The sequence below is a fragment of the Curtobacterium sp. MCBA15_001 genome (genome assembly GCF_001864835.1).
Taxonomy (GTDB): domain Bacteria; phylum Actinomycetota; class Actinomycetes; order Actinomycetales; family Microbacteriaceae; genus Curtobacterium.
This window is the reverse complement of the sequence record NZ_MJGI01000023.1, coordinates 310294-321807: the sequence shown is the minus strand read 5'-3', so window position 1 is coordinate 321807 and position 11514 is coordinate 310294. Positions and strand designations below refer to the sequence as shown.

15 protein-coding genes are annotated in these 11514 nt (G+C 71.7%); 11 read left to right on the top strand and 4 right to left on the bottom strand.

All coding sequences use genetic code 11. The annotated features are described in order from the left end of the window. Positions 1-641: GNAT family N-acetyltransferase (locus BIU90_RS10825; protein WP_071300203.1), on the bottom strand; the 641-nt coding region annotated here is incomplete at its 3' end. A 39-nt stretch (positions 642-680) separates the two neighbouring features. On the opposite strand from BIU90_RS10825, the gene BIU90_RS10820 reads away from it, so the two are divergent. Continuing rightward, positions 681-1154 carry a GNAT family N-acetyltransferase gene (locus tag BIU90_RS10820; protein ID WP_071300202.1) on the top strand — a complete coding sequence of 158 codons (474 nt, stop codon included), beginning with the start codon at positions 681-683 and terminating at the stop codon, positions 1152-1154. A 15-nt stretch (positions 1155-1169) separates the two neighbouring features. On the opposite strand, the gene BIU90_RS10815 is transcribed toward BIU90_RS10820, so the two are convergent. Then, the gene (locus BIU90_RS10815; RefSeq protein ID WP_071300201.1) at positions 1170-1901 is read right to left on the bottom strand and encodes a FadR/GntR family transcriptional regulator; all 732 of its coding nucleotides are present in this window, start codon (positions 1899-1901) and stop codon (positions 1170-1172) included. A gap of 86 nt (positions 1902-1987) precedes the next feature. Between BIU90_RS10815 and BIU90_RS10810 the strand changes: the two genes are divergently transcribed. The 5 genes from BIU90_RS10810 to aqpZ all read left to right on the top strand — a co-directional run bounded on the left by BIU90_RS10810 (position 1988) and on the right by aqpZ (position 6787). Then, positions 1988-2890, top strand: a complete 903-nt coding sequence (locus tag BIU90_RS10810) for a proline iminopeptidase-family hydrolase (protein WP_254787017.1) — start codon at positions 1988-1990, stop codon at positions 2888-2890. Between the two features lie 80 nt (positions 2891-2970). Then, positions 2971-4413 (top strand): APC family permease, encoded by a 1443-nt coding sequence (locus tag BIU90_RS10805; RefSeq protein WP_254787016.1) that lies wholly within the window; start codon positions 2971-2973, stop codon positions 4411-4413. Continuing rightward, a complete protein-coding gene (locus BIU90_RS10800; protein ID WP_071300199.1) occupies positions 4410-5339 on the top strand; it encodes an acetamidase/formamidase family protein in 930 nt (309 codons plus the stop codon). The genes BIU90_RS10805 and BIU90_RS10800 overlap by 4 nt, the downstream gene beginning before the upstream one ends. A 189-nt stretch (positions 5340-5528) precedes the next feature. Beyond that, a complete protein-coding gene (locus tag BIU90_RS10795) occupies positions 5529-5999 on the top strand; it encodes an Asp23/Gls24 family envelope stress response protein (protein WP_071300198.1) in 471 nt (156 codons plus the stop codon). Positions 6000-6016: 17 nt separating this feature from the next. Further along, a complete protein-coding gene (gene aqpZ / locus BIU90_RS10790) occupies positions 6017-6787 on the top strand; it encodes an aquaporin Z (protein WP_254787015.1) in 771 nt (256 codons plus the stop codon). Positions 6788-6952: 165 nt separating this feature from the next. On the opposite strand, the gene BIU90_RS10785 is transcribed toward aqpZ, so the two are convergent. Both BIU90_RS10785 and BIU90_RS18705 read right to left on the bottom strand, forming a co-directional pair. Then, positions 6953-7549, bottom strand: coding sequence for a TetR/AcrR family transcriptional regulator (locus BIU90_RS10785; protein ID WP_083403880.1), 597 nt, complete (start codon positions 7547-7549; stop codon positions 6953-6955). Between the two features lie 91 nt (positions 7550-7640). After that, the gene (locus tag BIU90_RS18705) at positions 7641-7862 is read right to left on the bottom strand and encodes a hypothetical protein (protein ID WP_071300197.1); all 222 of its coding nucleotides are present in this window, start codon (positions 7860-7862) and stop codon (positions 7641-7643) included. A 279-nt stretch (positions 7863-8141) separates the two neighbouring features. Between BIU90_RS18705 and BIU90_RS18700 the strand changes: the two genes are divergently transcribed. From BIU90_RS18700 to BIU90_RS10755, 5 genes are all read left to right on the top strand, one after another. Beyond that, a complete protein-coding gene (locus tag BIU90_RS18700; RefSeq protein ID WP_071300196.1) occupies positions 8142-9089 on the top strand; it encodes an AraC family transcriptional regulator in 948 nt (315 codons plus the stop codon). A gap of 38 nt (positions 9090-9127) precedes the next feature. After that, positions 9128-9901, top strand: coding sequence for an SGNH/GDSL hydrolase family protein (locus BIU90_RS10770; protein ID WP_254787013.1), 774 nt, complete (start codon positions 9128-9130; stop codon positions 9899-9901). 159 nt (positions 9902-10060) lie between these two features. Next, the gene (locus BIU90_RS10765; RefSeq protein WP_083403879.1) at positions 10061-10627 is read left to right on the top strand and encodes a VOC family protein; all 567 of its coding nucleotides are present in this window, start codon (positions 10061-10063) and stop codon (positions 10625-10627) included. Between the two features lie 143 nt (positions 10628-10770). Next, complete coding sequence (locus tag BIU90_RS10760; protein ID WP_071300195.1) at positions 10771-11202, top strand: Hsp20/alpha crystallin family protein; 432 nt, start codon at positions 10771-10773, stop codon at positions 11200-11202. Between the two features lie 21 nt (positions 11203-11223). Beyond that, positions 11224-11478: a hypothetical protein gene (locus tag BIU90_RS10755; protein WP_139195230.1), complete on the top strand. Its 255-nt coding sequence runs from the start codon at positions 11224-11226 to the stop codon at positions 11476-11478. Positions 11479-11514 lie beyond the last annotated feature (36 nt).

Genomic DNA, 11514 nt, shown 5'->3' with positions numbered 1-11514 from the left:
CAGCGCAGCAGCGCGACCGCCTCCGCCACGCCCGTCGTGTCGAGCGTCCACGACGGTCGGACGAAGTCCGCTCGTGCGAGCCGGACGCGGACCTCGTCGACGACCTCGTCCTCACGCGTCTGCGCGCGCGTGGTCCCGTTCACCCGGTACCCGAGCTTCTCCGACACCCGCAGCGAGGCCGCGTTCCACGACACCGCGCTCGACTCCGCCCACTCCGCGTCGAGCGCGTCGAAGGCGAACGACAACAGCGCCGCGCGCATCTCCGTCCCGAGCCCCTGCCCCTGGTGTCGGCTCGCCATCCAGGACCCGGTCCCGACGGTCCGACGGGCGGCGAACCGGTGACCGCTCATGTCCTGCACGCCGATCGGCTCGCCGTCGCGCAGCACCGTGAAGGCCACCGCCCAGGAGGCCCGGCTCACCTCCGCGCGCAGCCGCCAGTGGTACTGCGCGAGCGACCGGGCCAGCGTCGCCGGGTCGGCGTCCGTCCACGGCACCCCGAACGGCATGCGGTCCTGCGGGTGGATGCCGGACAACGCGGCCTCGACCAGGCCGGGCAGGTCATCGTCCCGGGTCGGACGGAGTTCGAGCCGGGGCGAGCGCAGGCTGAGGCGGAACAGCGGCCAGACGTCCTCGAGGTCCATCGCACCACCGTAGGGCGCACCCGTAGGATCCACACGGTGATGACGCTGCAGCCCGTCCGTCCGGGCACGCCGACGGCAGAGTCTGTCGTCCGCCGGTACCTGGCCGAGGTCGCGTCACGTTGGTACGGGCGACCGGCAACCAGGTCCGAGATCGATCAGACGATCCTCGACGAGCCCTACGACGACCTCTGCGGCGACACCGGGGTGTTCGTCGTGGCGACGGATGACGGCGCGCCCGTCGCATGTGCCGGCGCACGGTTCCTCGACGGGACCGCGGAACTCACGAAGGTCTTCACGGAGCCGTCCCGCCGAGGTCAGGGGCTCGGAGGCCGAATGCTCCGGGCCGTCGAGGACCACTGCCGAGCGGCCGGGATGACGGCGGTCCGACTCGACACACGAGCCGAGCTCAGCGAGGCGTGCGCCCTGTACGAACGGAACGGCTACGTGCAAGTCGAGCCGTTCAACGACGATCCGTACTCCGACCGTTGGTACGCCAAGTCCCTCCGCCGCTGACGGTCCTGCGCCAAGTCAGCCGCGCGGCACCTGCCCGGCGCGGACCACCGCGCGCTCCAGCAGCTCGACGTCGATCCCCACGTGTCGCCTCGCCAGCACCCCCGCCTCGGCAGCACGCCCGGAGCACACCGCGTCGACGAGCGCCTCGTGCTCGTGCAGCGCCCGCTCCTCCATGTCGGCCATCCCGTCCGCGGTCCCCCAGAGGTGCGCCGGCGCGGCGATGGAGATCTGCGCCTCCAACCCGGCGAGCGCCGCCCGCAGCGCGTCGTTCCGCGCCGCGTCGATGACCGCCCGGTGCAGCACCGCGTCGGCCTGCTGTTTGTCGGAGCCGGACGCCGCGGCACGGAACGCCGCCAGGGCGTCGCGGATGCGGACGACGTCGGCCGGCGTTGCCCGCTCGGTCGCAGCCGTGGCGAGTGCACCGTGCAGCAGGGCGATCGCGTCGGCCGTGTCCTGGATCCCGGCCCACCGCGCCAGCAGGACGCGACCGACGGCCTCGGACGACGAGTCGGGCCACTGCGTCCGGACGAAGGTCCCGCCACCGCGCCCACGCCGGGTCTCGAGCAGCCCGCGGTCGACCAGGCGGGCCAGGGCACCGCGCACGGTGACGCGAGCGACCCCGAGCAGCGCGGCGAGCTCGCGCTCCGGGGGCAGTCCGACCCCGGGCAGGTACTCCCCCACGGCGACGGCGGTGACGAGCCGGTCCTCGACCTCGTCGACCCGCGTCTCGGTCCCTCGATCCGACACCGGTACCCACCTTCCCCTGTTACAGCCACGTTAAAGCAGCAGAAAAGGTCTTGCCTGGGACCTTTCTCGGGTCCATGCTGACCGGCATGCCCAGCATCACCGAAGCCACGATGCCCTTCCGGGACGGGACGACCTGGTACCGGATCACCGAGCCGGACGTCCCGACACCCGGCGCTCTCCCCCTGGTCGTGCTGCACGGCGGCCCGGGGATGGCGCACGACTACCTCCGGAACCTGGCGGCCCTCGCCGACGAGACCGGCCGCACCGTGATCCACCACGACCAGTTCGGGTGCGGGCGGTCGAGCCACCGCCCCGACGCCCCGGTCGACACCTGGCAGCCCCAGCTGTTCGTCGACGAGTACACCGCCCTGGTCGCACACCTGGGCCTCGGCGAGCACCACGTCCTCGGGCAGTCCTGGGGCGGGATGCTCGGTGCCGAGATCGCGGTCCGCCAGCCCGAGCACCTGCGCAGTCTGCTCATCTGCAACTCGCCCGCGTCGATGCAGCTCTGGGTCGACGGCGCCGCCGAGCTCCGGGCACAGCTGCCCGCCGACGTGCAGGACGTGCTGACCCGGCACGAGGAGGCCGGCACCACCGACGACCCGGAGTACCTCGCTGCCACCCAGGTCTTCTACGAGCGCCACGTCTGCCGCGTCGTCCCGATGCCGGCCGACTTCGTCGACTCCGAGACCCAGATGGAGGCCGAGCCGACGGTCTACCACACGATGAACGGCCCGAACGAGTTCCACGTCATCGGCACCATGCGGGACTGGACCATCGTCGACCGGCTCGAGCGCATCACCGTCCCCACGCTGGTCGTGGCCGGCGAGCACGACGAGGCGACCCCGGCGACGTGGGCGCCCTTCGTCGAACGCATCGCCGACGTGCGCCAGCACGTCTTCCCCGGGGCGAGCCACTGCTCGCACCTGGAGCAGCCGGTGGAGTTCCGCCGGGTCGTGGCGGCCTTCCTGGCCGCGCACGACGCCTAGCCAGCGCACCACACACCGGACGGGAGGCCCCTCCCGTTCCCCGCCCCGCTCCTCCCGTCCGCACCAGAACGGAACCCGACATGTCGCAGCAGCACAGCGAACTCTCCGCACAGCAGCAGCTCGAGGCCTACGGCTACCAGCAGGAGCTCAAGCGCTCCGTGTCCACCACCGACCTGCTCATCTACGGGCTCGTCTTCATGGTGCCGATCGCCCCGTGGGCGATCTTCGGCACCGTCTACAACGCCTCCTCCGGCATGGTGCCGCTGGTGTACGTCGTCGGGCTCGTCGCGATGATCTTCACCGCGCTCGCCTACGCGCAGATGGCGAAGTCGATCCCGCTCGCCGGCAGCGTGTTCTCCTACGTCGGGCGGGGCATCCACCCGACGGCGGGCTTCTTCGCGGGCTGGGCGATCCTGCTCGACTACCTGCTCGTCCCGACACTGCTCTACGTGTTCGCCGCCGAGAGCATGGTCGGGATCTTCCCCGGCACGCCCCGGTGGCTGTGGGCGCTCGTGTTCGTGGCGATCAACACCGTGATCAACCTGCTCGGGGTGTCCTCCCTCAAGTTGGCGAACCGGATCTTCCTGCTCATCGAGCTCGTGTTCGTGGTGGTCTTCGTGGTGATCGCGATCACGGCACTGACCGGCGGGACCGTGCCGAACGCGTCCTTCAGCACCGACCAGGTGTGGGACCCCGCGAAGGTGTCCGCACCGCTGATCGCCTCGGCGCTGTCGATCGCCGTGCTGAGCTTCCTGGGCTTCGACGGCATCTCGACGCTGTCCGAGGAGTCGACGGGACGCCGCGGCGGGGCGGGCACGGCGATGATCCTGGCGCTCGTGATCGTCGCGTTCCTGTTCGTCGTGCAGACCTGGCTCGCGAGTGCCCTCGCCGGCGGCCGTGCATCGTTCCCGGACAACGAGGCCGGGAACGCGTTCTTCACCATCGTCGAGCAGGCGTCGTCGAGCGGCTGGGCGACCGCGTTCTTCGCCGTGAACGTCCTCGCCGTCGGCATCGCGAACGCCATGGCAGCGCAGGCCGCCACCAGCCGCCTGCTCTTCTCGATGAGCCGCGACCGGCAGCTGCCTGCCTTCCTGCACCAGCTCAACGGCCGCAAGGTGCCGCAGAACGCGATCATCGTCGTCTCGGTGCTGTCCTCGGTCCTGGTGCTGTTCTTCGTCGGGCAGATCGACACGATCTCGTCCCTGGTGAACTTCGGCGCCCTGTTCGGGTTCATGCTGCTGCACGTGTCGGTGTTCGTGCACCACATGGTCAAGGGGACGTCCCGGAACTGGCTGCTGCACCTGGTCGTGCCGCTGATCGGGTTCCTGATCATCGGGTACGTGCTGCTGAACGCCGCGGTCGAGGCCAAGGTCGGCGGCATCATCTGGCTGGTCGTCGGCGCGGGCGTGTTCCTGTACTACCGGTCCACCGGCCGCTCGACCGAGGTCGGCACGGAAGCCGGACCCGACTCGGCTCCAGCGGCCGACCCGGGAACCACCCCGACCACGGAGGACGCACGATGACACCGGACCACTTCCTGCCGAACACGCTCGGCCGCCCCGGCTTCGCCGCCGACCGCGACCCCGTGCTGCGGATCCGCCCCGGCACCGGCGAGACGATCGGCTTCGAGACCACGGACGCCGTCTACGCCGAGCTCGACCAGCACCACGACCTGGCGCAGCTCCAGGCACCGATCAACCCCGTCACCGGACCGGTGTACGTCGAGGGCGCCGAGCCCGGCGACACCCTGACCGTCACGATCCACGCGATCGAGCTCACCACGCACGGCTGGTCGGTCGCGCTGCCGGGGTCGGGAGCGCTGCAGCACCGGATGGGCGAGACGGTGTTCACCCGCCGCTGCCCGATCTCGGACGGTGTCGTGCACGTCACGGACCGGCGCGCGTTCCCGGTCCGGCCGATGATCGGCTGCATCGGGACGGCTCCGGCCCAGGGCGAGAACTCGACGATCATGCCGGCGTACCCGGAGGGCGGCAACATGGACGTCACCGAGGCCCGCCCCGGCTCGACGGTGTCCCTGCCCGTCCGGGTCCCCGGCGCGCTGCTGTCGATCGGGGACATCCACGCGCTGATGGCCGAGGGCGAGTCCTCGTTCGTCGCGATCGAGGCCCAGGGCACCGCGATCGTGTCCGTCGACCTGGTGAAGGGCACCCCCGAGCTGCGTGCCCCGCGCATCGAGACCGAGGACGCCTGGCTGTTCGTCGGGCTCGGCGACCCGGTGCAGGAGAGCGTCCGACGCGGGTACGAGGACGCGTTCGACTTCCTGGTCGATCGTCACGGGTGGAGCGCCGAGGACGCCTACGCCGTGCTCAGCGCGGTCGGCGACTCGAAGCTCGGCGGGCCGACCGGCTCGGTCGCGCCGGACCCGCTGCACCCGTTCACCGCGCTCGGCTCGGTCACCCTGCACCGGATCCCGAAGGCGGTGCTCTGACCGCAAGCGACCAGCCGGTTCCCGAGCCGACCGGGCCCGTCGGGGGACAACGACGGCCCTGACGACGCACTTCTCTGAGAGAAGGCTCGAAGTGCCCGGGAACGTGTGACTTCCGTCGAGGTCGCCCCGTCTCCTCCGTGAACAGCGACCGCTGGGAACGCCCGGCGGGATCCACGAAGGGAACCACACATGGCTGACACCACGACCACCACCACCCCGGCCTCGACCGCCGCCGCCGCGACGCGCAGCACCGGGCAGCACGCCGGCTCGAACGGCGTCTCCGGCGCCACGAAGATCGAGGACACCGTCGTCGAGAAGGTCGCCGGCATCGCTGCCCGCGAGGTCAACGGCGTGCACTCGCTCGGCTCGGGTGCTGCCCGCGCGATCGGCGCCATCCGCGACGCGATCGGCCAGCACGACCACGGTCAGGGCGTCAAGGTCGAGGTCGGCGAGCGCCAGGTCGCCGCGGACATCGTGATCGTGGCCGAGTACCCCGTCGCCCTGCAGCAGGTCGCCGACGGCGTGCGCGCCTCGGTCACCCGTGCGCTGCAGCAGATCGTCGGCATGGAGGTCGCCGAGGTCAACGTCACCGTGCAGGACGTCTCCATCCCGGGTGACGACGACAACGACGACGACAAGAAGGACTCGCGCGTCGAATGACGAGTCGCAACGAGCCCGTGAGCGAGTCCACCTCCGAGCAGCGGCGTGAGGACGCCGCTGCCTGGAGCCCGCTCGCCCGGTACCTGTCGGAGTTCTTCGGCACGTTCCTGCTCGTCCTCGGCGGTGTGGGCACAGCGCTCTTCGCCGCGAACTTCCCGAGCGACACCGACAACCAGACCGGTGTCGGGTTCCTCGGGGTGGCGTTGGCGTTCGGCCTCACCGTCATGGCGGGCATCGCGGCCGTCGGGCACATCTCCGGCGGCCACTTCAACCCGGCGGTGACGCTGGGCCTGCTGGCGGCCGGACGCACCGACGCCAAGCACGTGCCCGGTTACGTCGTCGCGCAGGTCGTCGGCGGCCTGGCCGGGACGAGCGTCATCGCGCTCGTCCTGTCCGGCAAGGCGGGGGCCTTCGCCGCGGCGCGGAGCGCTGGCTTCGCGTCGAACGGCTTCGGCGAGCACAGTCCCGGCGGCTACGGCCTCGGCGCGGTGTTCCTGACTGAGGCGGTGCTGACGGGGGTGTTCGTCGCCGTGATCCTGTCGGTGACGGCGAAGCGTGAGTACCAGGCGCTGGCACCGATCGGGATCGGCCTGACGCTGACCCTGATCCACCTGGTGAGCATCCCGGTCAGCAACACGTCGGTGAACCCGGCCCGCTCGATCGCGAGTGCGGTCTACGGCGGAGCGGATCCGCTCGGGCAGCTCTGGGTGTTCATCGTCGCGCCGGTGCTCGGCGGCGTGGTCGCCGGTGTCGTGGTCCGGCTCGCACGTCGGCGCGAACGCGCGTGATGTGCGGTCCCCGCGCCGTCCTGACCCCGGCGCGGGGACACACGAACGGGAGGCCCGGTGCCAGCTGGCACCGGGCCTCCCGCGCGCGTTCCGCTCATGCGACGCGCCAGCGGCGCGCGACGCCAGCGCCGACCGAGCTTGCGAGGTCGGATCGAACGGATCCGCTCAGAACGCGGCGCGCTCCTCGAAGACCGACATCAGCATCGCCGCGCCCAGGCGCGCCGAGCGGGCCGGCTTCGCCGACCCCTGGACCGCGGACTCGACCCGCGCCCCCTCGACCAGCAGTGACAGCGTCTCGGCGATGTGTGACGGCATGTCCGCACGGGCACACAGCAGCGCCAGGTGGTGTTCGACGTCACGGAAGTGCTCCGCGGCCAGCTCGGCGACGACCGGGTCCTGTCGACCGAGCTCGGCGTGGCCGTTGATGAACGCACAGCCGCGCCAGCCCTCGTCCGCGAAGCACTCCTCGAGGTAGCTGAAGATGCCGAGGATCTCGTCGCGCGGGTCCGGGGACGTCTCGGCGATGTGGGCCAGCGCCCGCCGCCAGGCCCCGTGCCAACGGCGCAGGACGGCGACGACCAGGGCCTGCTTGGTCGGGTACGCCGATCGGAGCTCGTCGAGGGTGAGCCCGGCCTGGGCGGCGATGTCCTCCATCGTCACCGGCAGCACGCCGTGCTCGGTGAAGAGCCCGTCGGCCGCGGTGGACGCAGTCCGTTGCTGGACCGTCTCGGGAGCGGGCGGTGCCAGCGTCGTCGCCGTCACGGAGTGGGCGCCCCGACGCGTTCCTGTTCGGCGAGCAGCGCGGCCATGTCGATCGGCTGCGTCAGGGTCTCGTCGTAGGAGGGGGCGGCGCTCATGCGGACAACCCGAGGACGACGGCGGCCGAGGCCAGGGCGGTGACCGACACGATGCCGCTGCTCACCGCGGCCAACTGCAGCGCGCGGTGGCGTCCCGCGTCGCGGACCTCGCTGAAGGCGCTGCGCTGGTGCGCGCGGCGTGCCCTGATCGCGACCGCGTCGAACGCGGCCATGGGCCCTGCGGCGGACTCGATCGGTGCTGCGGTCACGGTGCTCATGGTCCTCTTCCTCGTCGTCGCTCGCGGGGTGCCAACGGTGTCGAGGATGACGGTACGAGGGCGTCTCCCCCGGTGTCCGGCGTGGTCGCGTTCGTCTCGGATCGCGGACGTCTCGAGGTCGAGGGACGTCCGATTGTGGACATCGCGGCGTCGTGCCCGCGGTCGTCCGGGTGCTCGAGGGTGCTCCGGGATGCGAAGGCGCACAGCCGGACGACGTTTCCCGGACATCGGACGTCCCTCGCGGGGCGCCGTCCGGCACAGTCGGAGGCACGATGCTCCATGACTGACGACCGCGCCCGCGTGCACGACGAGACCCGGTCGGACGACATCGAGACGGCACGGGACTTCCTGGTCGGCGCCTACGACGCCGACGAGTGGCGTGCCGACACGACCGCGCAGCCCTTCGGCTTCCGGTACTCGGCCGTGGGCGACTCCGCGATGACCCTGCGCGCGATCCGGTTCGACGGTCACCTCGAGGGCGTGATGGTCCCGACGACCGACTTCGTCGTGCAGTGGGTGACGCGCGGGACGGGCTTCATCGGCGAAGGCGACGACCGCATCGTCAGCGAGGTCGGTCGGCCCCAGCTCTGGCCGCAGCAGGGTGCGACGTTCACCTACCGCGACTACGACCAGCGCCTCGTGCAGATCAACCGCGCGTCGCTCGAGGAACTCGCCGGCGAGCGCGGGGTCGAGGCCGGGCGGGTCCACCTCGACCACACCGTGCGGCCCGACGACCGGGCGATGCAGATCTGGCGGAACACCGTCGCGCTGATCTCGCACACCGTGATGGACCGCCAGGCGTCACCGCTGCTGCAGGCCGAGATGGGGCGGCTCGGTGCGCTGGCGCTGCTCGAGCTCTACCCGCTCGTGACCGCGTCGCTGCCGGGGGAACTGCTGCTCCCCCGCAACGCCCACATCCGTCGCGCGGTCGAGTACGTCCACGAGCACGCCCACCAGCCCATCACGAGCACCGACCTGGCCGAGGTCGCTGCGCTGAGCCTCCGTGCGCTGCAACAGGCGTTCCAACGGCAGCTCGGGGTCAGCCCGAACGGCTACATCCGGCAGGTCCGACTCGATCGGGTCCGCGACGCGCTGGTGCAGGGTGACCCGGCGACGACGAGCATCGCGGACGTCGCCCGGACCTGGGGCTTCGCGCACGCCGGCCGGTTCTCCGCCGCCTACCTGGAGCGCCACGGCGAGTACCCCCGGACGACGCTGCGGCGCTGACGCGGATCGTGCACAGCATTGTGCACGATGATGGGCAGATGGACCCCATCCGCTACGTCGCCATCGGTGACAGCTTCTCCGAGGGCATCGGCGACACCGGCGACGCGCACGGCAGCGGCGCCCCGGCCCTGCCCGGGTGGACCGGCCGCCTGGCGACGGGCGTGGCAGCGCTGCACCCGGAGACACCCGTGTCCTACGCCAACCTCGCCGTGCGCGGACGGTTGCTCGCCGGGGTCCTCGACGGGCAGCTCGACGCGGCGCTCGCACTCGACCCGGCGCCGACGCTCATCACCTTCTGCGCCGGCGGGAACGACCTGCTCCGCCCGTCCTTCGACCCCGTCACCCTGATCGCACCGCTCGAGGCCGCCGTCGAGCGGGTCCTGGCGCGCGGCATCCGCTTCGCCCTCCTCAGCCCGGCCGACCCCAGCGCGCGCCTCCCCCTCGGGTCGCTGATCAACCACCGCGGTGACGCCTGGGCCGGTGCACTCGACGCCCTCGCCGACCGGCACGACCTGCCGTTCGTCGACGTCTCCCGCGACCCGCACCTGAGCCGCGCGGAGTTCTGGTCCGGCGACCGGCTCCACATGAACGCCCTCGGCCACCAGCGCGTCGCCGACCTGGCCCTGCACGCGATCGCAGGGGCCGCCCCGGCGGTCGAGCCCGTCGACGCCCGGGCCGCCCGCGCGCGTCTGCCCGAGGAGCTCCGCTACTACCGCGACCACGTCCTGCCGTGGGTCGGTCGACGGGTCACCCGTCGGTCGTCCGGCGACGGCCGGTCGGCGACGTTCCCGACCTGGGTGCCCGTGCGCTGAGCGCCCGCCGCGCCCGTGCGCTGAACGGCCGTTCAGCGAGTGGTGATCGCGCAGGATGACGGCGGTTCCCCGCATGCCCGTGGCCCCTCGTTGCCGGGGAGTCGGAGCACGGAGTCCACTGGATGGGTCCCAGTCAGCCGAACGTCAGGGGAGACGGCCATGACGACCACTGCACCGCGCGCCACAGCGACTGCCGCAGCAGCCATCGCCGAACCCGCCGTCCGAGGGATCGACCACGTCGGCCTCACGGTGCCGGACATCGACCAGGCCACCGACTTCTTCGTCCTGGGGCTGGGTGCCGTCGTGCTGTACGACCGGTTCCTCAAGAGCGAACCCCTGCGCCGGACCCCGGACGTGCAGCAACGTCTCGGCATCCCGCACACCATGGCCCAGGGGGCGCTGCGGATGCTGGCCCTGCCGAACGGCCCGGGACTCGAGCTGTTCGAGTACCACGGCCGCGGACAGCGGGCAGCGGCGCGTCCGAGCGACCTCGGCTGGCAGCACGTCGCGTTCTACGTCGACGACCTCGACGAGTCCCTCGACCGGGTCGAGGCCGCCGGCGGGTACCGCTACGCTGACCCGCGCGACCTGGGCGGGAACGAGAGTGGGCTCGGCAACCGCTTCGTCTACGTCGGCATGCCGTGGGGGTCGACCCTCGAGCTCATCTCGTACCCGACGCTGCAGGAGGCCGAGCTCGGCGCACCGCGCCGGAAGTGGCGCGCCTGACGACGTCGCCGGCGTTCCGAGCGAGCTCGAAGCGAGGTCTGAGCCGCTTCCGAGGAACGAGCGCCGCCGCGGAGTTACCTTCTGATCGTGTCCGGTGGACGTCCGGACACGACAACTCGACATCAGGAAGGGGACTCTTCATCATGGCTGTGACGTTCGATCCTTTCTCCGAGCTCGACCGGCTGACCGGTGTGCTGCTCGGTGGTCGCCAGACGCTCAGGCCGATGCCGGTCGACCTGCACCGCGACGGCGACCAGTACGTGCTCAACGCGGACCTGCCGGGCATCGACCCGGGCTCCGTCGACATCAACGTCGACGGGCAGCTCCTCACGATCCGCGCCGAGCGCACCGCGCCCTCCCAGACCGAGGGCGGCGGGTGGCTGCTGCGGGAGCGTCCGCACGGCTCCTACCTCCGCCAGTTCAGCCTGGGCGAGGGCGTCGACTCAGACGGCATCTCCGCCCACTACGACAACGGTGTGTTGTCCCTCGTGATCCCGGTCACCCCCAAGGCGAAGCCCCGGAAGATCGCGGTCACGAGCGGCGCTCCGTCGGACCAGCAGGCCATCGCGGGCTGATCCGGAGGCATCGTGGAGCTCGTGGCAGCACTGGAGCCGCCCGAGGTCGACGACGAGCTGCTCCGCGAGGCGGAGTCCGTGATCGTCGAGGCGCTGTTCGCGGACGTGGTCCGCGACGGGTTCGCCGCGACGACCCGGCTCGCTCCGCGGCCGCTGCCCGGGGACGGGATGCTCCGTCCCGGCGACGGTGTGCAGCCCCCGCGACCCGCGTGGCCACGGAACCACTCGTCGGCGGACCGGTGGGCGAGGTCGCCCCCGGCACGACGCGGACGATGACGGACGGGAGGCCCGGTGCCAGCTGGCACCGGGCCT

Excerpts from the sequence above, each read along its gene's own strand:
- BIU90_RS10805 (WP_254787016.1), top strand. The coding sequence starts at position 2,971 with ATGTCGCAGCAGCACAGCGAACTCTCCGCACAGCAGCAGCTCGAGGCC.
- BIU90_RS10810 (WP_254787017.1), top strand. The coding sequence starts at position 1,988 with ATGCCCAGCATCACCGAAGCCACGATGCCCTTCCGGGACGGGACGACC.
- BIU90_RS18700 (WP_071300196.1), top strand. The coding sequence starts at position 8,142 with ATGACTGACGACCGCGCCCGCGTGCACGACGAGACCCGGTCGGACGAC.
- BIU90_RS10770 (WP_254787013.1), top strand. The coding sequence starts at position 9,128 with ATGGACCCCATCCGCTACGTCGCCATCGGTGACAGCTTCTCCGAGGGC.
- BIU90_RS10760 (WP_071300195.1), top strand. The coding sequence starts at position 10,771 with ATGGCTGTGACGTTCGATCCTTTCTCCGAGCTCGACCGGCTGACCGGT.
- BIU90_RS10795 (WP_071300198.1), top strand. The coding sequence starts at position 5,529 with ATGGCTGACACCACGACCACCACCACCCCGGCCTCGACCGCCGCCGCC.
- BIU90_RS10820 (WP_071300202.1), top strand. The coding sequence starts at position 681 with ATGACGCTGCAGCCCGTCCGTCCGGGCACGCCGACGGCAGAGTCTGTC.
- BIU90_RS18705 (WP_071300197.1), bottom strand. The coding sequence starts at position 7,862 with ATGAGCACCGTGACCGCAGCACCGATCGAGTCCGCCGCAGGGCCCATG.
- BIU90_RS10800 (WP_071300199.1), top strand. The coding sequence starts at position 4,410 with ATGACACCGGACCACTTCCTGCCGAACACGCTCGGCCGCCCCGGCTTC.
- BIU90_RS10765 (WP_083403879.1), top strand. The coding sequence starts at position 10,061 with ATGACGACCACTGCACCGCGCGCCACAGCGACTGCCGCAGCAGCCATC.